The organism is Variovorax palleresanus, assembly GCF_051144945.1.
Classification (GTDB): Bacteria; Pseudomonadota; Gammaproteobacteria; order Burkholderiales; family Burkholderiaceae_C; genus Variovorax; species Variovorax paradoxus_S.
This window is the reverse complement of sequence record NZ_JBJNVP010000002.1, coordinates 3,969,892-3,990,455: the sequence shown is the minus strand read 5'-3', so window position 1 is coordinate 3,990,455 and position 20,564 is coordinate 3,969,892. Positions and strand designations below refer to the sequence as shown.

The window sequence follows — 20,564 nt, the reverse complement described above, 5'->3', positions numbered from 1 at the left end:
GATGAAATCCGCGCTGCTCGCAGCCGCACTATTGACGGCAGCGCTTGCCTCGCATGCCCAGACCGCATCGGCCGCCTTCCCTTACGAGGCGGACGGCGCCACCGCCGCGGACGCTTCCTCCGAATACCTCGCCGCAAAGGCGCGCTGGCACAACGAGCTGGCTGCCTTCGCCCGGGCCGACCAGCAACAGTTCCCACCACCCGGCGGCGTGGTGTTCGTGGGCAGCTCCACCGTGCGCATGTGGAAGAACCTCTCGCAGGATTTCCGCCAGGTACCCGGCATCGTCAACCGCGGCTTCGGCGGTTCGACCATGGCCGACTGCAGCCTGTTCGCGCGCGACCTGGTGGTGCGCTACAAGCCGCGTCAGGTGCTGGTGTATGCCGGCGACAACGACCTGGCCGAAGGCCGCACGCCGCTGCAGGTGCTCGAAAGTTTTGCGCGCTTTGCCAATGCCGTGCGCGCCGAGCTGCCCAACACGCGCATCAGCTTCATCTCGGTCAAGCCGAGTCCCTCGCGCGAACACCTGATGCCGCTGGTCCGCGAAACCAACAACGTGATCTCGGCCTACCTCAACCGGCTGCCCGACAGCGAATTCATCGACATCTTCACGCCCATGCTCGGCGCCGACGGCCGGCCGCGGCCCGAGCTGTTTCGCGGCGACCGGCTGCACCTGACCGACGAGGGCTACCGGCTCTGGCAGTCGATCATCTCGGCGCGCTTGCCGGGGGCGGTGCCGGCATCAATTCCCGCCCCGGCGGCTTCTCTGCCCTGAACGGCCTCAGGCGCGCGCAGGCTCGGCAGGCATATCGTCCGCCGGCGGCGGCACGTCGGCCCCGCGCGTGAAGCGCGCCACCGCGTACATGCCCACGAACACCGCCAGCAGCAGCAGGCCGTCGCCCCACCAGGGGCGCGCGGTCTGGCTGTCGCCATAGAACGCCAGCACCAGCAGCACCGCCACCAGGTGCGCGCAGAACACCGGCAGCGAGGCCGAGCCCATGGCCTCCAGCCAGTGCAGGCGCGGGATCTTGCGCATGAACCACGGTCCGAAGCGCACCGCCAGGATGCCCAGCGCCACCAGGTTGACGATGCGCAGCGGCCCCAGTTGCCACTTGTCGAACAGCAGGTTCAGTTCCACGTCGCCGCCGAACGGCGCCTGGCCGTTGATGCCGTGGTGGCGCCACCAGAACCCATAGAGCGCAATGGCCAGCGCCGGCGCCCACAGCCAAGCCGGAAAGCGCAGCGGCCGCGCATCGGGCCGGTTGCGGCTGGCGCCGAGGCAAAGGCCCGAAAACCACAGGAACTGCCAGGCATAGGTGTTGAAGGCGCCCATTTCGTGGAACGGAACCGGCAGCCCCAGGTGGCGCTGCGCGAGCTCGTAGATCCATTCGCTCAGGCCGAACTGCGCCAGCGTCCACAGCAGGGCGCTGGCACCCATCACCAGCGTCCAGCCGTGCCGCATCGCAAAGGCCAGCACCCACGGGCTCATCAGCATGAAGAAGATGTACATCGGCAAGATGTCCAGCAGCGGGGGCTCGTAGATGAGCAGCAGGCCGAACAGGAAGCCGTCGCGCGGCTCCGCGAGGTAGTAGGACACCAGGTTCTTCACGGCCGGCTGGTCGATGTGCAGCCCCAGCGCCGCAATCACGGTGAAGAGAAACAGCAGGATCGCCGCCTGGCAGAGATACACCTTGAGCACGCGCCGCCAGAAGGCCTGGCGCATCGAGTCGACGCCGCGCACGTAGCCGATGCGGCTGTAGACCAGCCCGGCCACGAAGGCCGACAGCAGCACGAAGCCTTCCGCCGCCGAGACGAAACCGAAGGGCTGGCCCAGCGGGTCCGTGAGCCGGGTCGGCAGGTGGGTGACGGTCATCAGCACGAGCATCAGCCCGCGCAAGGCGTCTATTTCCCAGTAGCGTTTCATCGGTCGGCGGCGAGGTCTTGGTGGCGGTCCGCGCGGCGCACGCACGACAGTGCCGATTGTATGAAGTCGGGGCGAGGCATATGGCGACTGGCACAGCCGAAGCGTCGTGCAAATCGGCTACGCTGCGCGTGCTTCAAGGTGGAGAAAAAATTGAAAAGAAATATTCCAGCGTTGCTCCTGGCCGGCAGCGCCTTTTTGGCCGCGCCGGGCCATGCGCTCCAGATCACCAGCCTGACGCCGCAAGGCGAAGTGGCGCGCGTGCGCCAGATCGTCGCCAAGTTCGACCAGCCCGCGGTCAATTTCGGCGACCCGAAGGCGCCCGCGCCGCTCACGGTGAGCTGCACCGACGCGCAAGCCGGCAAGGGCACAGGCCGCTGGACCGACGCCAAGCAGTGGGTCTACGACTTCGAGAACGACCTGCCGCCCGGCGTGCGCTGCACCGTCACGCGCATCCCTACCTTCAAGCCCAGCGCCGGCGGCGAGCTGACGGGGCCGGATCGCTATCAATTCAATAGCGGCGGACCGTTCGTGCGCAATTTCATGCCGGGCAGCTATGGCCGGATCGACGAACAGCAGATGTTCGTGCTCGAACTCAACGGCGCGGCCACGGTGGAGAGCGTGCGCCAGAACGTCTGGTGCGCGGCCGACGGCATCGGTGAGCGCATTCCGGTCAAGCTGCTCGACGGCGAGCAGCGCACCGGTCTGCTCAAGGCCTTCAGCCGCGAAAAGGAAGCCGCGAAGGACCCGCTGCGCTTCATTGCGCTGCAATGCAACCGCACGCTGACGCCGGGCAGCAAGGTGCAGATCGTCTACGGCAAGGGCGTGGCCACGCCATCGGGTGTGGCCAACAACGTGGAGCGCCGCCTGAGCTTTCAGGTGCGCGAGCCGTTCGCGGTGTCTTTCACCTGCGAGCGCGAGAACGCGCAGGCCGCCTGCCTGCCGCTGCGGCCGATGCAGTTGCAGTTCAATGCGCCGGTCACGCGCAAGCTGGCCTCGCAGATCCAGCTCAAGGGCGGCGGCAAGACGATTGCCGCCACGCTCGAGAACGACGGCGGCGCGGCCAGCGAAGACGACGTGGTCAGCTCCGCGAGCTTCAGCCCGCCGCTGCCGGAAGACACCAAGTTCACCATCGAACTGCCCGCCAAGTTCGAGGATGCCTCGGGCCGGGCGCTGGCCTCGCCCGGCACTTTTCCGCTGAAGGTCGCGACCGGCGCGATGCCGCCGCTGGCCAAGTTCGCGGCCTCGCCCTTCGGCGTGGTCGAACGGCTCGCCGAACCCGGCATGCCGGCCATGATGCCGGTGACCGTGCGGCGCGTGGAACCCGCGCTCATGGTGCAGGCGCTCACGCCCGGCAAGGTCAGCGACATGAACCCGAAGACCGACGCCGAAATCATCGCGTGGTTCCGCAAGGTGCGCCGCTACGACGAGTACACCGTGAGCCGCGACCAGGCACGCAAGGACGTCAAGGGCACGCTGCCCGCGGTCATTGAATCCAGCGAGCGCAGCCGCGTGCAGAGCCGCATGCTCTCTCTTCTCGCGGGCCAGCCGGGCGTGAAGGCGCTCGACATGCCCAAGGCCGAGAGCGGCGATCCGCGCCCCTTCGAAGTCATCGGCATTCCGCTGACGCCGGGCTTCCACGTGCTCGAGATCGCCTCGCAGAAGCTGGGCGACGCGCTGCTCGACGAGCGCTACGGCGCCAGCCGCACGATGTACGTGCGCACCACCGCGCTGGCCACCAACCTGGCCGTGCACTTCAAGCTCGGCCGCGAGAACTCGATGGCCTGGGTCACCACGCTCGACAAGGGCAAGGTGGTGGCGGGTGCCGAGGTGCGCGTGTCGGGCTGCGACGGCAAGGCCGTGGCCACCGGCACCACCGACGCGAACGGCATCGTCAACCTCACGGGCATCTCGCCCGAGGCGCCCAACTGCAATGGGCCGGACGAATACAACGCGGGCGCCTGGTTCGTCAGCGCCCGCGCCAAGGACGACAAGGGCGTCGAGGACCTGGCCTTCACCTGGAGCGACTGGCAGCGCGGCATCGAGCCCTGGCGCTTCAACGTGCCCACCAACCTGCAGCCCGAGCCCGACCGCGTGGCGCACACCATCTTCGACCGCACCTTGCTGCGCGCCGGCGAAACGGTGTCGATGAAGCACCTGATCCGCACCCAGACCAGCAAGGGCTTCGGCCTGCCCGAGAACCGGCCCGACACGCTGGTGGTGACCCACACCGGCAGCGGCCAGCGCTTCACGCAGCCGCTGGCCTGGCGCAAGACGCCGACCGGCGGCCTGAGCGCGGAAAACACCTTTGCCATACCGCCGGCCGCCAAGCTCGGCGTGTACGAAGTGATGCTGCGCACCGGCAAGGGCAAGGACGCCGACAGCGGCGACTCCGAAGGCGAAGGCGACGAGAGCGGCCGCAACCGGAGCTTCTCCACCGGCCAGTTCCGCGTCGAGGAATTCCGCCTGCCCGTGCTCGAAGGCCGCATCGCCCCGACCGACAAGAAGCCGCTGGTGAACGTGCTCTCGGTGCCGGCCGACGTGCAGATCAACTACGTGGCCGGCGGCGGCGCCGCCAACCTGCCGGTGCGCGTGTCGGCCATGGTGCGCGGCAAGAGCCTGAGCTTCGCCGACCATGACGCCTTCAGCTTCAACCCGCCGCGCGTGCAGGCCGACGGCGCGCAAGCGGCCGCGGCTGAGACAGCAGGCGGCGAAGAAGACATCAACAGCGCCAGCGACACCCGCGTGATTGCCGACAAGCTGCCGCTCACGCTGAACAAGGACGGCGCCGGCAAGGTCACGATCGACAAGGTGCCCAAGGTCAAGGCCGCGCGCGAGCTGCTGCTCGAAGCCACCTATGCCGATCCGAACGGCGAGGTGCAGACCATCCGCAGCACGCAGACGCTGTGGCCCGCGTCGGTCATCGCGGGCATCAAGACCGAAGGCTGGGTCTCGACCAGCCAGAAGCTCAAGTACCAGGCACTCGCGCTCGACCTTTCGGGCAAGCCCCAGGCCGGCGTCACGCTCAACGTGCGCGCCGTGGCGCGCATCACCACCACCAGCCGCAAGCGCATGGTGGGCGGCTTCTACACCTACGACAACAAGACCGAGACCAAGGACATCGGCACCGTCTGCAGCGGCAAGAGCGACGCGCGCGGCCTGCTGCTGTGCGAGTCCGAGTTGAAGGAGCCCGGCGAGGTCGAACTGGTGGCCAGCGCCACCGACAGCGAAGGCCGCGACAGCCGCGCCGCCAGCTCGGTGTATGTGACCAAGCAGGGCGAACTCTGGTTCGGCGGCGAGGACAACGACCGCATCGACGTGCTGCCCGAGAAGAAGAGCTACCAGCCCGGCGAGACCGCCAAGTTCCAGGTGCGCAGCCCGTTCCGCTTTGCCACCGCGCTGGTGTCGGTGGAACGCGAAGGCATCATCGAAACCCGCGTGGTGCAGCTCGACGGAAAAGACCCGACCGTGAGCCTGCAGGTCAAGCCCGAGTGGGGGCCGAACGCCTACGTGAGCGTGCTCGCGCTGCGCGGCCGCCTGCGCGAAGTGCCGTGGTACAGCTTCTTCACATGGGGCTTCAAGGCACCGCGCGAGTGGTGGACCGCCTTCTGGTACGAAGGCAAGGAATACGTCGCCCCCACCGCGATGGTCGACCTGAGCAAGCCCGCCTACCGCCTCGGCATGGCCGAGATCCGCGTCGGCACGCGCGCGCACCAGATCGACGTGACCGTGACCAGCGACAAGCCCAGCTACCCGGTGCGCAGCAAGGCGCAGATCACCATCTCCGCCAAGCTGCCCGACGGCAAGCCCGCGGCCGGTGCCGAAGTGGCCTTGGCCGCGGTCGACCAGGCCTTGCTGGAGCTGATGCCCAACGACAGCTGGAACCTGCTCAACGCCATGCTGCAGCGGCGCAGCTGGGGCGTGAGCACGTCTACCGCGCAGATGGAAATCGTCGGCCGGCGCCATTACGGGCGCAAGGCCGTGCCCGCGGGCGGCGGCGGCGGCAAGGGGCAGACGCGCGAGCTGCTCGACACCCTCCTCTTGTGGAACCCGAAGGTGGTGCTCGACGCCAACGGCCAGGCCGTGGTGACGGTGCCGCTCAACGACGCGCTCACCACCTTCAAGATCGTGGCCGTGGCCGATTCGGGCACCAGCCTCTTCGGCACCGGCCAGGCCAGCATCCAGGCCACGCAAGACCTGCAGATCATCAGCGGCCTGCCGCCGCTGGTGCGCGAGGACGATCAGTTCCGCGCCCAGATCACGCTGCGCAACACCACGCAAAAACCCATGAAGGTGGAAGCCACGCCGCGCGCCACGCTGCTCACGCTCGAAACGCAGACCGTGGACATCCCGGCCGGTGAAGCGCGCGAAGTCGCATGGACCGTGACCGCACCCGCGCAGCTCGCGCAGACGCGCGCCGAAGCCATCCTGTGGGAGATCGAGGCCAAGGACACGCTCGGCGGCGCGCGCGATGCGCTCAAGGTGCGCCAGCGCATCGTGCCCTCGGTGCCGCTCACAGTGCAGCAGGCTACGCTGGTGCAGGTCGATGGCCCCTTCACGCTCGACGTGGCGCCGCCCGCCGACGCCCTGCCCGGCCGCGGCGGCCTGAAGCTTTCCCTGCAACCCAAGCTCGCCGAAGGTTTGCCGGGCGTGCAGGACTGGTTCGCGAACTATCCCTTCAGCTGCCTCGAACAGAAGACCAGCAAATCGGTGGGCCTCCGCGACGCGAAGATGTGGCAGGGCGTGCTGGCCCAGCTGCCGACGTACCTGGACAGCGACGGCCTGGCCAGCTACTTTCCGCCGCGCGACGGCGAATCCAACCGCGGCAGCGACATCCTCACCTCGTACCTGCTGGCGGCAACGCACGAGGCGGCGGCGCTGAACCCGGCCTTTGCGCTGCCCGACGAAGCGCGCGCGCCGATGGAGTCGGGCCTCATCGCTTTTGTCGAAGGCCGCATCCAGCGCGAGTTCTGGAGCCCGCGCAAGGACCTGGACGTGCGCAAGCTCGCCGCGCTGGAGGCCCTGTCGCGCTACGGCACGGCCAAGGGCAGCATGCTCGGCAGCATCACCATTGCGCCGAACCAGTGGCCCACCGGCGCCGTGATCGACTGGCTCAACATCCTGAAGCGCGTGCAGGACGTGCCGCAACGCCAGCAGCGCCTGGACGAGGCCAACAACGTGCTCAAGGCCCGGCTGTCGTACCAGGGCACCAAGCTCGTCTTCAGCACCGAGCAGGACGACTACTGGTGGTGGCTCATGACCAACGGCGACGTCAACACCGCGCGCCTCCTGCTCAGCGTGATGGACGATCCGGCCTGGAAGGACGACATCGGCAAGCTGGCCAACGGCTTCATCGGCCGCCAGCAGAACGGCGCCTGGCACACCACCACCGCCAACCTGTGGGGCGGGCTCGCGCTCGAGAAGTTCTCCAAGGTGTTCGAAAGCACGCCGGTGGCCGGCGTTACCGCCGCCACGCTGGGTGCCGTGAAGGCCCAGGTCGACTGGCGCAACGTCACGCGCGTGAAGACCACCGACGCGGCCGGCGCGCCGAACCAGGCCACCTTCTTCGGCGCGCCTGCTTCGCCGGGCAACCTGAAGAACAACACCATGTTCCTGCCCTGGTCCGCATCACCCGCGGGCGCGCCGGTGCGCGACACGCTGCTGGTCACCCAGCAGGGCACCGGCAAGCCGTGGCTCACGATGCAGTCGATTGCCGCGGTGCAGTTGAAGGCGCCGTTTGCCGCCGGCTATGCCATCAAGAAGACCATCACGCCGGTCGAACAGGCCGTCGCGGGCAAGTACACCCGCGGCGACGTGCTGCGCGTGACCGTCGAGGTGAACGCCAGCACCGACATGACCTGGGTCGTGGTCAGCGACCCGATCCCGGGCGGCGCCACCATCCTGGGCAGCGGCCTGGGCCGCGACTCGCAGATCGCCACGCAGGGCGAGAGAAAGTCGGGCGCCGGCTGGCTGGCGTTCGAAGAGCGCAGCTTCGAGGCCTTCCGCAGCTACTACGAGTACCTGCCCAAGGGGGTTGTGAAGGTCGAATACACCGTGCGCCTCAACAACGTGGGCGACTTCGCGCTGCCGCCGAGCCGCGTCGAAGCGATGTATGCGCCGGAGATGTTCGGCGAGACGCCCAATGCGCGGGTGAAGGTGGAGGCGACGAAGTAAGGCGCGGCGGGGATCTGCACTTCTATGGAGATCCCGCTGCCGCAAGCGCCGCCTGGTACACGGCAAGGTCCGCGTCCGAGAAGCAGCAGAACGTGACCTCTTCCACGCTGGCACTCTCCGCCAGCGCCGATCGGACCGTGGCCACCGCAAGGGGTGCCGCGAGTTCGATCGGGTAGCCGTAGATGCCCGTGCTGATCGACGGAAACGCAACGGTCCGTGCGCCGCACTGCGCTGCGAGTTCCATCGACTTTCGATAGCACGACGCCAGCAGCTCCGGCTCACCGTTCGAGCCGCCGCGCCAGACCGGCCCCACGGTGTGAATGATGAACCGGGCCGGCAGCCGATAGCCCTTCGTCAGCTTGGCGTCGCCGGTCTTGCAACCCGCCAGCAGGCGGCACTCGTGCACCAGCTCGGGCCCGGCCGCGCGATGGATCGCGCCATCGACGCCGCCCCCGCCCAGCAGCGATGAATTCGCTGCATTGACGATGGCATCGACCTGCAGCCTGGTGATGTCGCCGCGCACGGCGCGAAGAGCTTTCTGCATGGCTTTGATCTGCGTCATCTGCGTCGAATGGAATGGTTGGCAGGTTACTCCCAGCTCCAGATCCATGCCGGATGCCCGGCTGTTCGCGCAGTGGGTTCTCCTACCGATAGAACGCCTCGACCCGGCCCTTCAGCTTGATCAGCAGCGGCTTGCCCTTGCGGTCCACCGTCTTGCCAGCGGGCACCTTGATCCAGCCTTCGCTGATGCAGTATTCCTCCACGTCGAGGCGTTCCTTGTCATTGAAGCGGATGCCGATGTCGTGCTCGAAGACGGCGGCCACGTGATGGGGGCTGCGCGGGTCCGTGGACAGGTGATCGGGCAGAGGCGGAAGGGGATTGGCTTCGGTCATGGCTAAAAACGGTTTCCTGAAAGCGATACCGCCCCGGACTCGTTCGCTGCGGGGCCGGCGGTGAAGACGCGGATGATATGGCTTCTCTCGCGGGCCGCGGCCAGCGGCCTGTCCTAGCGCCGCTTCTTCGTGGTCTTGGCGGCAGGTTTGGGCGCAAAGCCCAGCGAGGCACGCGCGAGCGCGTCGGCCTCGTGGTTGCGGTGCCGCGGCACCCATCGGAGGTGCGCCTCCTCGAACGAACCCAGCAAGGCGCGGGCATCCTCGAACAGGCCGGCCATGCGTGCGATCGGCCTCGCACCGGGCGCGCCGAGCTGCTCGACGAGGATGCTGTTGTCGGTATAGGCCAGCACCGAGGTCGCGCCCCTTGCCTTCAGTTCTTCGAGGGCGAGGGTCAGCGCCCGGAGCTCGGCTTCGTTGTTGCAGCCAATGGCATGGCTCGCGAGCGACAAGGTGTGGCGGGTGCCATCGGGCTCGGTGATGACCGCACCGGCTCCCATGCGGCCGGGGTTCGGCATCGCGCTGCCGTCGCAATACACGGTCCAGTGGCGAAGTTGCATCGGCTCCGGCGGCTCAGCAGTTGTTGCGCTTGATACCCGCGAGGTTCTGGCAGGGCCGCTGGCCCGGCGGCGGGCCCGGGTCTTCCTGCGGGCGGGGGTGCCGTGGACGAACGATGGGGCGGCCACCGTCGTAGTAGGGCTCCGGCCCCCAGCTGTAGACCGGTGGTGCCGGCTCGGGCACCTGGCGCGGCTCATCGACGTTGCGCGGAATGATGGCCGGCCCCTGCGGCGCATTGCCGGCCTGCTGCTGCTGCTGCTGCGGCGGCGGCTGCGGCAGCGCCGCGCGCGGCGGGGGCGTGGACGACGGCCGGCGCGCTTCGCCGGGAGAATCAGACGGAACCACCCTCACCGGCTCGGTGAGGGGTACCTGGCGCGAGAGCCGGCTGCCTGGGGGGCAAGGGCCGTCGGTATAGACGGTGTTTCCGCTGGCATCGGTGCAGCGAACCACGTCGGCAGCCTGCGCGCCGATGGCGGCGACGACCGCTGCAGCGGCGAGCGCCGGAATGAAGAGAACCGATGTGCGCATCATGCGACCTCCGTTGTGGGCTGCCGAAGACGACCGTGTCTCCCTGAGCCGCATTCTGGCCCCAAGTCGCGCCTCGCGCCGGTCCGCGTGGCCTTCGCGGTTTTCACGCCGAGACGCGCAGCCGCGCGGGGCCTTGCTCCATCCGGCCGATGACGGCGGCCTGCGCAAAGCCTTCGGCCCGAAACACCTGCAGTACCGCATCGGCCGATTCGGCCGCGCAGCTCACGAGCAGCCCGCCCGAGGTCTGCGGGTCGCTCAGCAGCGCCTGCGCGGTGGCGGGCAGGCCGTCTGCCAGCTCGATGTCCTTGCCATACCCGGCCCAGTTGCGTCCCGAGGCACCGGTGACGAAGCCGTCCGCCACCATCGCGGCCACGCCATCGAGCAGCGGCACGCGCGGCCAGTCGATGGTGGCGGTGAGCCCTGCGCCGCGCGCCAGTTCCAGCGCATGGCCGGCCAGCCCGAAGCCCGTGACATCGGTCAGCGCGTGCACGCCGGGCATGGTGGCCAGCGCAATGCCCGGCGTGTTGAGCCGCGTGGTGTTCTCGATGAGCTGCCGATAGCCGGCAAGCGACAGCTTCTCTTTCTTGAGCGCGGCCGAGAGCACGCCCACGCCCAGCGGCTTGCCCAGCACCAGCACGTCGCCTGCGCGCGCCTCGGCGTTGCGCTTGACGTGGGCCGGATCGACCAGGCCCATCACCACGAGGCCGTAGATCGGCTCGACCGAATCGATGGTGTGGCCGCCCGCAATCGGAATGCCGGCCGCGCGGCACACGTCCTGCCCGCCGCGCACGATGTCGCCGATGACCTCCACCGGCAGCTGGTTGATGGGCATGGCAACCAGCGCCAGCGCCATGATCGGCTTGCCGCCCATTGCGTAGACGTCGCTGATGGCGTTGGTGGCGGCAATGCGGCCGAACTCGTAGGGGTCGTCGACGATCGGCATGAAGAAGTCGGTTGTCGCTATCAGCGCCTGCTTGTCGTTCAGGCGGTACACGGCCGCGTCGTCGGCGGTTTCGATGCCCACCATCAGCTCCGGCGGAATCAGGCCGCCGCCGCTGTTCTTCAGTATTTCCGACAGCACGCCGGGCGCGATCTTGCAGCCGCATCCGCCGCCATGCGAGAAGCTGGTGAGCCGCAGCGGCGCCAGGGGGTTGAGCGGAGAAATCGTCGGGGTGTCGGTCATGGCGCAATTCGGATCGGGGCGGTCGTCCATTATCGAAGGGGGCCGCAAACGGCACCCGCGCGCGGGTTTCTACAATCGAAGGTTGTCCGTCCTCCATTGCGCCATGCCGCGCCACCCCATGAAACCCCTCCTTCGCATCGCCCTTGCACTTTCGCTCTCCGTCCTCGCCCTGGGTGCTTCGGCGCAGGGCAAGGTGCTGCGCGTGTCCGCCATTCCCGACGAGGCGCCCACCGAACTGCAGCGCAAGTTCACGCCGCTCGGCGACTACCTGAAGAAGGAAACCGGCATGGACGTGCAGTTCACGCCCGTGACCGACTACGCCGCCGTGGTCGAAGGCCTGGCGACGAACAAGATCGACCTGGCCTGGCTCGGCGGCTTCACCTTCGTGCAGGCTCGCATCCGCACCAACGGCGGCGCGGTGCCGATCGTGCAGCGCGCCGAAGACGAGGTGTTCACGAGCAAGTTCATCGTGCCGGTCGATAGCACCGCCAAGACGCTGGCCGACCTGAAGGGCAAGACCTTCGCGTTCGGCGCGCCTTCGTCCACCTCGGGCAGCCTGATGCCGCGCTATTTCCTGATGCAGGCGGGCATCGATCCCGAGAAGGACTTCAAGACGGTCGCTTTCTCGGGCGCGCATGACGCCACCGTGGCCTTCGTGGCCGCCTCGCGGGCCGAGGCCGGCGTGCTGAACGCATCGGTGTGGGAGAAGCTGGTCGAAAGCAAGAACCCGAACGCCGCCAAGGTGCGCGTGTTGGCCACCACCCCAACCTACTACGACTACAACTGGACGGTGCGCCCCGGCCTCGACCCGGCACTGACCAAGAAGCTCACCGAGGCATTCCTGAAGCTCGATCCCGCGGACCCGGCCATGAAGGAGATCATGAGCCTGCAGCGCGCGAGCAAGTTCATTGCCACCAAGTCGTCGAACTACGACGGCATCGAAGCCGCCGCCAAGTCGGCCGGTCTGGTCAAGTGATGCCATCGGGGCGCACCGCCGGAGCCGTCGCGTGAGCTTTTCGCTCGACGACGCCGGGCTGGTGCACCCGAACGGCCATCGTGCGCTGCAGGGCGTGTCGCTTGCCGCGCGCGACGGCGAGCGGCTGGCCGTCATCGGCCCCTCGGGCGCCGGCAAGACCACGCTGCTGCGCGTGCTCGGCGCAGCGCTGCGGCCGGGCGAAGGCACGGTGCAGCTGCTCGGCGAAGCGCCGTGGGGCCTGGCCGCGCCGGCGCTGCGCAAGCTGCGGTCACGCATCGGCACCGTGCACCAGAGCCCGCCAATCGCACCGCGCCTGCGCGTGGTCACCGCCGTGCTCTCGGGGCGGCTCGGGCAATGGAGCGCGATGCGCGCGCTCGGCTCGCTGCTGCGTCCGTCGGACCTCGAAGGCGCGCACGAAGTGCTGTCGCGGCTCGCGCTGGAAGACCGGTTGTTCGACCGCTGCGATCGCCTCTCCGGCGGCCAGTTGCAGCGCGTGGGCATTGCGCGCGTGCTCTACCAGCGGCCCGCGCTGCTGCTGGCCGACGAGCCCGTGTCCGCGCTCGATCCGACGCTGGCCGACGCCGCGCTGCAGCAGCTGGTGGCGCAGAGCGAATCGACGGGCGCCACGCTCGTGGCCTCCTTGCATGCGGTGGACCTGGCGCTGCGCTGGTTTCCGCGCATCGTGGGCATGCGCAGCGGACAGGTGGTGTTCGACGAGCCCGTCGGCAACGTGACGGAACCGATGCTCGCGGCGCTCTATGCCAGTGAGGGCGGGTTGCCGATGCAGGCACCTGGACTGCCGCTGGACATGCCATCCCGAAAATTCACCGCGGCTTCCGCGAATTCCGTCGAACGGCCGGATTGCCTGTGACCACTGCGCAATCGCTGCCGCCACGCACGCCGCCCGCCCTGCGCGATCCGATGGCGCGGCGCCGCGTAGTGTGGCTCCTGGCCGCACTCGTCATCGCCTGGCCGATGCTGCAGCTGTCGGGCTTCGCGCCCTCTGCCCTGTTCGCGCCGGGCAACCTGCAGGTGATCGGCGGATTCCTGGCCGGCTTCATGCCGCCGGAGACCGCGCCGGACTTCCTCGCGATGCTGGCCAAGGCCACGCTGGAGACACTGGCCATGGCCACGGCGGGCACGGCGCTGGCTTTCGCCATCGGTGCGCCGTTGGCCTTCGTGACCACGCGCGCGCTCTCGGTCTCGCGCATCGGGCCCGGCCCGGGGCGCGCGCAGGCCGCCGTGGTGCGGCAGGCCGGGCGTTCCGTGCTGATGGTGCTGCGCGCCATTCCGGAAATCGTCTGGGCGCTGGTCTTCGTGCGCGCGCTGGGCCTCGGCCCCGCGGCCGGGGTGCTGGCGCTCGCCATCACCTACGGCGGCATGCTCGGCAAGGTGTATGCCGAGGTGCTCGAATCCACCGACACGCGGCCCGCCCGCGCATTAATGGAAAGCGGCAGCGGCCGCATCGCCGCGCTGGTTTACGGCCTGTTGCCCCACTGCGGGCAGGAACTCGTCTCGTACACGGTGTACCGGTGGGAATGCGCCGTCAGGGCCTCGGTCGTGATGGGCTTCGTGGGCGCGGGCGGCCTGGGCCAGCTCATGGACCAGTCGATGAAGATGCTCAACGGCGGCGAAGCCAGCAGCATCCTGCTGGTGTTCCTGGTGCTGGTGCTGCTCGCCGATGCGCTGAGCAATGCGTTGCGGCGGTTGCTGGCATGAAGGACAACGCCGCGCAATTCGCCCGTCCGCCCCGATGCATTCGCTGCTGGGCCGCATCGGCGCTGGTGCTGGTGGCTGTGGTGGCCAGCTTCGCGTACCTGGCCATCGACTACAGCGCCCTCTTCACGGCCGAATCGATCGGTTTCATGGGCAAGTTCATCGCCGAGTTCTTTCCACCGGATCTTTCGAGCGCCTTTCTTGCCAAGACCGCATGGGGCGCGCTGCAGACACTGGCCGTGTCGGCGCTCGGCACGCTGCTGGCGGCCGCGGGCGCCGCCGTGCTCGCGCTCCCGGCCTCGGGGCGATCGGGCCTGCTGGTGCGGCAGGGCTGCCGTTTTGTCCTCAACTTCTTGCGCAGCGTGCCGGAGCTGGTGTGGGCCGCACTCATGGTGCTGGCCGCGGGCATCGGCCCGTTCGCGGGCGCGCTGGCGCTCGCGCTGCACACCACCGGCGTGCTCGGCCGCCTGTTCGCCGAAAGCCTGGAGAACGCGCCGCGCGAACCCGAACAGGCCCTGGCGCTGGGCGGTGCCGGCGCGGTGGCGGCCTTCGGCTACGGCAGCCTGCCGCTCGTGCTGCCGCAATGGGTGGCCTATGCGCTGTATCGTTGGGAAATGAACATCCGGATGGCCGCGGTGCTGGGCTTCGTCGGCGGCGGCGGCCTGGGGCAGCTTCTCTACTTTCATTTGTCGATCTTTCAACAGCAGCAGGCCATGACCGTACTGATTGCAATGTTCGGGCTGGTGGCCCTCGTCGACCTGGCGAGCGGCCGGCTGCGGCGCAACCTGGGGCACGCCCATGCGTGAGCACGACAGCAACCCGCGCCACCAGCCCACGCGCGTGGCCGACATGCACCGGTTCGACACCGTCATCGACGCGCGCTCGCCCTCCGAGTTCGCGCTCGACCACATTCCCGGCGCCATCAACTGCCCGGTGCTCGACGACGAAGAGCGCCGCATCGTCGGCACCATCTACAAGCAGACCGGCGCCTTCGAGGCGCGGCGTGTCGGCGGCGCCATGGTGGCCGCCAACCTCGCGCGGCACCTGCGCGAGCGCTTTGCCGAACAGCCCGCCAACTGGCGGCCGCTCGTGTATTGCTGGCGCGGGGGCTTGCGCAGCGGCTCGATGGTGACCTGGCTGCGTCTCGTCGGCTGGGACGCGCAGCAGCTCGCCGGTGGCTACAAGAGCTTTCGCCATCACGTGCTGGCGCAGATCGAAGCCACCGTACCCAAGCTGCAGCTGCGGGTGATCTGCGGCGCCACCGGCAGCGCCAAGACGCGGGTGCTGCAGGCGCTTGCCGCGCGCGGCGAACAGGTGCTCGACCTGGAGCATTGCGCCAGCCACAAGGGCTCGCTCTTGGGCGCCCTGCCCGGCGTGCCGCAGCCTTCGCAAAAGCAGTTCGAGACGCGCATCGCCACCTGCTTCGATGCGCTCGACCTCTCGCGCACGCTCTATGTGGAAGGCGAAAGTGCGCGCATCGGCCGGCTCTCGGTGCCGATTCCGCTGGTTGCGCACATGCGCGCGGCAGCGTGCATCGAAATCCAGGCCGATGCGGCCACGCGGCTCGACTACCTGCTGCGCGACTACGCCTACCTCGGCGACGACCGCGCCGCGCTGGCGGCGCAGCTCGACAGGCTGAAGGAAATGCAGGGCAAGGCGGTGGTGCAGCGCTGGCAGGAGTGGGCGCTCCAGGGCGATCTGCCGCCGCTTTTTGCGGAACTGATGGCGCTTCATTACGATCCGCACTACGAACGCTCGCAGGCGCGCCATTTCGAGAAGTGGCCGCTGCGGCAGCAGGTGGCGGCAGCCGACCTCACGGACCCCGGCATCGAGGCCGTGGCGGACGCCATCCTGCGGTTGAACCCCGCCGGCTGACCGGCCCAACAAGAGGCACGCTCCATGACACTCGAATGGCGCCATTCGCTCGAAGACATCGATTGGGAAGAACTCTCGCGGCTCTACCAGGCCGCGCCACTCGGCAACAAACAAGCGGACGGCCTGAAGCTCGTGTTTTCCAACAGCATGTTCAAGTGCTTTGCGTATGACGACAGCCGACTGGTCGGCGTCGGCCGCGCCATGGCCGACGGGCTCGACTGCTCCTACATCTGCGACGTGGCCGTGCATCCGAGCCACCAGGGCACCGGCCTTGGCAAGGAGATCGTCTCGCGGCTCGTGGCGGCCTCCAGCGGGCACCGCAAGATCATTCTGTATGCGGTGGCCGGCAAGGAGCCCTTCTACGAAAAGTTCGGCTTCAGGCGCATGAAGACCGCGATGGCGATCTTCGAGAACCCGGCGCAGGCCGTCGAGCGCGGGCTCGTCGAATGAACACGCGCTTCGTCTCGCGCGCATGAACCATTCCGTCGTTCCCACCGCGGAGCAACACTTCGAGAGCCTGCACAAGGCGCTCGATGTCGTGGCGCGCGAGCAGAGGTATCTTGCGCTGACCCAGGCGCCGCCGTGGGAGCAATCGCTCGCCTTCTACCGCAACGTGCTGGCAGCGGGCTTCCCTCATTTCGTGGCGATCGATGGCAACGGCAAGGTCGTGGGCTGGTGCGACGTTTCGCCGGTCTTCGGCCACTCGCGGGCCCACATCGGTGTGCTGGGCATCGCCATGCTGCCCGAGACACGGGGCCGGGGACTCGGCGCAGCGCTGCTGCAGGCGGCCATCGACAGGTCGTGGTCGCGCGGGCTGACCCGCATCGAGCTTTCCGTTCGCGCGGACAACCTGAAGGCGAAGGCGCTGTACGAGCGATTCGGTTTCGAACACGAAGGCCTCATCCGCCGCGCCAGCCTGATCGACGGCATTTATCACGATGCCCACGCTATGGCGCTGCTTCGCTAGGGCCTGTCAACAGGCTCTAAACTGGCGCATCCCCTGCCGTATGGAGTTCCCATGTGCAGAAGCATCAAGACCCTCTACAACTTCGAGCCTCCCGCCACCGAGCAGGAGATCCGCGCCGCCGCGCTGCAGTTCGTGCGCAAGCTCAGCGGCTTCAGCGTGCCATCGAAGGCGAACCAGGAAGCCTTCGAGCGCGCGGTCGATGAAATGGCCGCCAGCGCAACGCGGCTCATCGATTCGCTGGTAACCACGGCCGAACCGCGCGACCGCGCCATCGAGGCCGAACGCGCGCGGGCCAGGTCGGCCGCGCGCTTCGGCGCCTGAACATCACAACAACCTTGGAGACTCTTCATGCCCGTTGAACTCTGGCTCGCCTTCGTTGCCGCATCCGCCGTGCTCTTGATCATTCCCGGCCCGACCATCCTCACGGTGATCAGCTATTCCATGTCGCACGGACGCCGCGCCAACGTGCCGCTGGTGGCCGCGGTGGCGCTCGGCGACTCGACCGCGCTGGTGGTTTCACTGCTGGGCCTGGGGGCGCTGCTCGCCACCTCGGCGTTCTGGTTCACGGTGGTGAAGTGGGCGGGCGGCCTGTACCTGATCTATCTCGGCATCAAGCTGCTGCGGGCGGGCATCACATCGGCGGACATGGCTGCGCCGGCGGCGCCCGCTTCGCGCTGGAGGCTGTTCGCCAACACCTACCTGGTGACGGCGCTGAACCCCAAGGGCATCGTGTTCTTCGTAGCGTTTCTGCCGCAGTTTCTGAGTCCCACGGCCGACGTGACGCGCCAGCTGTGGGTGCTGGCGGTCACCTTCGTGGCCATGGCCGCGCTCAATGCCACGCTCTACGCGGTGTTCGCGGGATCGGCCCGCAGGCTGCTTTCCTCGCCGCGCGCGCAGCGGCGCTTCAACCTTGCGGGCGGCTCGCTGCTGAGCGCGGCAGGCGTGTGGGCGCTGCTCGCGCGCCGGCCCGCCTGAGGTGCGCTCCCGCCAGCGTCAGCGGTAGTACGGGTTCCTCGGATTGCGGTCGTAGCGGTTCGGCACGCCGTCGCCATCGCGGTCGCGGTCGTAGCGGTTGGGCACACCGTCGCGGTCGCGGTCTCCGTAGCCATAGTGCGGACGCGGCGCCGGCCGGTCATAGGGTGCAACGACGCAGCCGGCCAGAGCGGCCGATGCGGCAAGCAGAACGGCCAATGTCTTCACCATCATTTGATTTCTCCTTGGAGTTCTAAAAAGACGGCTTGCCTCCGCAAGCCGGCAACTGCATTGAAGGCCACCTCCGTCTCGGCTCCGTATCTGCAATGAGGCCGGGGCGTGAAGTTCGTTACCGGATGTGGAACGTGCTGCAAACTTTGGCGCTAAGTTCTTACGCGCGCAGACGGCGGCGCGCCCGTCTGCAAGTAGGTGCAGTTCCCGTGGCCGCATGGCCGAGAATGGCGCTCCGGGGCGCCGATTTCCGCCCCTGCCTTCACACCGCTTTTCATGCACCGCTCGCCTCTCGCCGCAAGCCGCCGTTGCCTTACCGCAACGCTGACGACCATCCTCTGCGCGCAGCCGGGGCTGGCATTGGCCGGCATCGTGAGCTTCGACGAGGTGAAGCGCGAGTTCCGTTCTTCCGACACCGCGGTGCTCGATCGCAACGGCGAGCTGCTGCAGCGCGTGCGCACCGACGCCACCGTGCGCCGCGGCCAGTGGATTGCGCTGGCCGACGTTTCGCCCGCGCTGCGCATGGCCATGGTGCTGAGCGAAGACCGGCGCTTCTACGAGCACAGCGGCATCGACTGGCGCGCCGTGTCGGCCGCCGCCTGGGGCAACCTGTGGAACACGCGCACCCGCGGCGCATCGACCATCACGATGCAGCTCTCCGGCCTGCTCGACGAAGACCTGCGCCGCGCCAACAGCGGACGCACCTTCACGCAGAAGATCGGCCAGACCGTGGCGGCCACGCAGCTGGAACGCAGCTGGCGCAAGGACCAGATCCTGGAGGCCTACCTCAACACCGTGCCGTTCCGCGGCGAGATCGTGGGCATCGACGCGCTCTCACGCACGCTGTTCGGCAAGGCGCCGAACGGCCTCGACGCGCGCGAGGCCAGCGTGGCCGCCGCGCTGGTGCGCGCGCCCAACGCCAAGCCAGCGCTGGTGGCGCAGCGCGCTTGCGAGCTCATGCGCGCCATGGAGCCGGGGCAAAAGATCGATTGCGATGCGATCGACATGTTCACCAGCGCGGCGGTGCAGCGGCGCGCCTTCGATGCGAACGAAGGCATTGCGCCGCATGCGGCGCGGCGTGCGCTGCGCGAGTTGCGCGACGCCGGTGAAGCGGCCGCCGCCGCTTCTTCCACGACACCCGCGCGGCAAGCGGCAAACAAGGAGACGGCCGTCAGGACCACGCTGCGCGCACCATTGCAGCGCTTTGCGCTCGGCGCGCTGCAACGCCACCTGAAGGAACTGCGCGGCCGGCACGTGGAAGACGGCGCGCTGGTGGTGCTCGACAACGCGAGCGGCGAGGTGCTCGCCTGGGTCGGCTCGTCGGGCCCGCTGAGCCAGGCGGCCGAGGTCGATGCAGCCACCGCGCTGCGACAGCCCGGCTCCACGCTCAAGCCGCTGCTCTATGCGCAGGCCATCGCCGAGCGGCGGCTCACCGCGGCATCGCTGATCGACGATTCGTCGGCGCAGATCAGCACCGCGAGCGGCCTCTACATTCCGCAGAACTACGACCGCCAGTTCAAGGGGCCCGTGTCGGCGCGCACCGCGCTCGCCGCCTCGCTCAACGTGCCGGCGGTGCGCACGCTGGTGATGGTGTCGCCCGAGTCGTTTGCGCGGCAGCTGCGCGCGGTGGGCCTGCCGCTGCGCGAAAGCGGCGACTACTACGGCTACAGCCTCGCGCTCGGCAGCGCCGAGGTGTCGCTGCTGTCGCTCACCAACGCCTATCGCATGCTGGCCAATGGCGGGCGCTACGGACCGACGATGCTGACTGCGCGGCCTGCGACACCGGCTTCAACCGCGAAAGCGAGGGCTGGCGACGACTCGGCCGCGCTCGTCCTCGATCCGCGCGCCGCCTTCATCGTCGGCGACATCCTGTCCGACGCGAATGCGCGCACGCGCACCTTCGGCCTGGACAGCATTCTTTCCACGCGCTTCTGGACCGCGGTGAAAACCGGCACCAGCAAGGACATGCGCGACAACTGGGCCGTGGGCTGGTCGCAGCGCTACACGGTCGGCGTGTGGGTCGGCAACGCGAGCGGGGCCTCGATGTGGGACGTGAGCGGCACCAGCGGCGCGGCGCCGGTCTGGGCCGAGGTGATGCGCTTCCTGCACGCGCGTGAACCCAGCCGCGCACCCAGGCCGCCCGCCGGCCTCGTCGAAGCGCACGTGACATTCGGACCCGGTGCCGACGGCAACCCGATCGAGGCGGCGCGCGGCGAATGGTTCCTGCAGGGCACGGAGCAACCGCTCTTCGCGCTCGACAACGGCGGCGCCGGCACATCGTCCGACGCGGCAGCCGCGCGCATCACCGCGCCGGCCGACGGCACCATCATCGCGCTCGACCCGGACATTCCGCCCCTGCACCAGCGCGTGCGTTTCGAGTCCGAGGGGCGCGGCGTGCAATGGCGCATCGACGGCAAGCACTTTGCGCGCGGCAACAGCGCGCAATGGCTGCCCTGGCCGGGGCGCCATGTGATCGAACTGGTCGATGCCACGGGCAAGGTGGTGGACCAGCGCAAGCTCGAAGTGCGCGGCGCGGGCGTGGTCGCGAAAGGCGCGCGCCGATAGCAAGTGATCGC

Annotated in this window: 19 protein-coding genes; 12 read left to right on the top strand and 7 right to left on the bottom strand. The window is 68.6% G+C overall.

Annotation, left to right across the window (positions count from 1 at the left end; all coding sequences use genetic code 11):
• Position 1: 1 nt before the first annotated feature.
• On the top strand, positions 2-772 hold the full coding sequence (locus ACJ7Z0_RS22520) for an SGNH/GDSL hydrolase family protein (protein ID WP_434792710.1): 771 nt from the start codon (positions 2-4) through the stop codon (positions 770-772).
• Positions 773-778: 6 nt separating this feature from the next.
• On the opposite strand, the gene opgC is transcribed toward ACJ7Z0_RS22520, so the two are convergent.
• Complete coding sequence (gene opgC / locus ACJ7Z0_RS22515) at positions 779-1,921, bottom strand: OpgC domain-containing protein (RefSeq protein WP_434791609.1); 1,143 nt, start codon at positions 1,919-1,921, stop codon at positions 779-781.
• 150 nt (positions 1,922-2,071) lie between these two features.
• On the opposite strand from opgC, the gene ACJ7Z0_RS22510 reads away from it, so the two are divergent.
• The gene (locus ACJ7Z0_RS22510) at positions 2,072-8,092 is read left to right on the top strand and encodes an alpha-2-macroglobulin family protein (RefSeq protein ID WP_434791608.1); all 6,021 of its coding nucleotides are present in this window, start codon (positions 2,072-2,074) and stop codon (positions 8,090-8,092) included.
• A gap of 22 nt (positions 8,093-8,114) precedes the next feature.
• Here the strand turns inward: ACJ7Z0_RS22510 and ACJ7Z0_RS22505 are convergent, their stop codons facing one another.
• The 5 genes from ACJ7Z0_RS22505 to selD all read right to left on the bottom strand — a co-directional run bounded on the left by ACJ7Z0_RS22505 (position 8,115) and on the right by selD (position 11,251).
• Positions 8,115-8,636, bottom strand: coding sequence for an O-acetyl-ADP-ribose deacetylase (locus ACJ7Z0_RS22505; RefSeq protein WP_434791607.1), 522 nt, complete (start codon positions 8,634-8,636; stop codon positions 8,115-8,117).
• A gap of 100 nt (positions 8,637-8,736) precedes the next feature.
• Positions 8,737-8,985, bottom strand: a complete 249-nt coding sequence (locus tag ACJ7Z0_RS22500) for a DUF3297 family protein (protein ID WP_431123796.1) — start codon at positions 8,983-8,985, stop codon at positions 8,737-8,739.
• Between the two features lie 113 nt (positions 8,986-9,098).
• A complete protein-coding gene (locus tag ACJ7Z0_RS22495) occupies positions 9,099-9,542 on the bottom strand; it encodes a ribonuclease HI family protein (protein WP_434791606.1) in 444 nt (147 codons plus the stop codon).
• Between the two features lie 13 nt (positions 9,543-9,555).
• Positions 9,556-10,068: a hypothetical protein gene (locus ACJ7Z0_RS22490; protein WP_434791605.1), complete on the bottom strand. Its 513-nt coding sequence runs from the start codon at positions 10,066-10,068 to the stop codon at positions 9,556-9,558.
• 103 nt (positions 10,069-10,171) lie between these two features.
• Entirely contained in the window at positions 10,172-11,251 is a 1,080-nt protein-coding gene (gene selD / locus ACJ7Z0_RS22485) for a selenide, water dikinase SelD (RefSeq protein WP_434791604.1), read from the bottom strand.
• Positions 11,252-11,369: 118 nt separating this feature from the next.
• Here selD and ACJ7Z0_RS22480 point away from each other — a divergent pair, with 118 nt between their 5' ends.
• Genes ACJ7Z0_RS22480 through ACJ7Z0_RS22440 form a run of 9 tightly spaced genes read left to right on the top strand, consistent with a single transcriptional unit; the run spans position 11,370 to position 17,760 of the window.
• The gene (locus ACJ7Z0_RS22480; protein ID WP_434791603.1) at positions 11,370-12,227 is read left to right on the top strand and encodes a putative selenate ABC transporter substrate-binding protein; all 858 of its coding nucleotides are present in this window, start codon (positions 11,370-11,372) and stop codon (positions 12,225-12,227) included.
• Positions 12,228-12,258: 31 nt separating this feature from the next.
• Positions 12,259-13,098: a phosphonate ABC transporter ATP-binding protein gene (locus tag ACJ7Z0_RS22475; protein WP_434791602.1), complete on the top strand. Its 840-nt coding sequence runs from the start codon at positions 12,259-12,261 to the stop codon at positions 13,096-13,098.
• A gap of 50 nt (positions 13,099-13,148) precedes the next feature.
• Complete coding sequence (locus ACJ7Z0_RS22470) at positions 13,149-13,946, top strand: PhnE/PtxC family ABC transporter permease (RefSeq protein WP_434792709.1); 798 nt, start codon at positions 13,149-13,151, stop codon at positions 13,944-13,946.
• Positions 13,943-14,749, top strand: coding sequence for a phosphonate ABC transporter, permease protein PhnE (phnE, locus tag ACJ7Z0_RS22465; RefSeq protein ID WP_434791601.1), 807 nt, complete (start codon positions 13,943-13,945; stop codon positions 14,747-14,749). Before ACJ7Z0_RS22470 ends, phnE begins: the two co-directional genes overlap by 4 nt.
• Positions 14,742-15,818 (top strand): tRNA 2-selenouridine(34) synthase MnmH, encoded by a 1,077-nt coding sequence (gene mnmH, locus ACJ7Z0_RS22460; protein WP_434791600.1) that lies wholly within the window; start codon positions 14,742-14,744, stop codon positions 15,816-15,818. The genes phnE and mnmH overlap by 8 nt, the downstream gene beginning before the upstream one ends.
• Positions 15,819-15,842: 24 nt before the next feature.
• Positions 15,843-16,268, top strand: coding sequence for a GNAT family N-acetyltransferase (locus ACJ7Z0_RS22455; protein ID WP_434791599.1), 426 nt, complete (start codon positions 15,843-15,845; stop codon positions 16,266-16,268).
• 22 nt (positions 16,269-16,290) lie between these two features.
• Complete coding sequence (locus ACJ7Z0_RS22450) at positions 16,291-16,785, top strand: GNAT family N-acetyltransferase (protein ID WP_434791598.1); 495 nt, start codon at positions 16,291-16,293, stop codon at positions 16,783-16,785.
• Positions 16,786-16,836: 51 nt separating this feature from the next.
• Positions 16,837-17,106 carry a DUF2277 domain-containing protein gene (locus ACJ7Z0_RS22445; RefSeq protein WP_434791597.1) on the top strand — a complete coding sequence of 90 codons (270 nt, stop codon included), beginning with the start codon at positions 16,837-16,839 and terminating at the stop codon, positions 17,104-17,106.
• 27 nt (positions 17,107-17,133) lie between these two features.
• On the top strand, positions 17,134-17,760 hold the full coding sequence (locus ACJ7Z0_RS22440) for a LysE family translocator (RefSeq protein WP_434791596.1): 627 nt from the start codon (positions 17,134-17,136) through the stop codon (positions 17,758-17,760).
• Positions 17,761-17,778: 18 nt separating this feature from the next.
• Here the strand turns inward: ACJ7Z0_RS22440 and ACJ7Z0_RS22435 are convergent, their stop codons facing one another.
• The gene (locus ACJ7Z0_RS22435) at positions 17,779-17,991 is read right to left on the bottom strand and encodes a hypothetical protein (protein ID WP_431123830.1); all 213 of its coding nucleotides are present in this window, start codon (positions 17,989-17,991) and stop codon (positions 17,779-17,781) included.
• A 273-nt stretch (positions 17,992-18,264) separates the two neighbouring features.
• Here ACJ7Z0_RS22435 and pbpC point away from each other — a divergent pair, with 273 nt between their 5' ends.
• Positions 18,265-20,553 carry a penicillin-binding protein 1C gene (gene pbpC, locus ACJ7Z0_RS22430; protein ID WP_434791595.1) on the top strand — a complete coding sequence of 763 codons (2,289 nt, stop codon included), beginning with the start codon at positions 18,265-18,267 and terminating at the stop codon, positions 20,551-20,553.
• Positions 20,554-20,564: the final 11 nt, after the last annotated feature.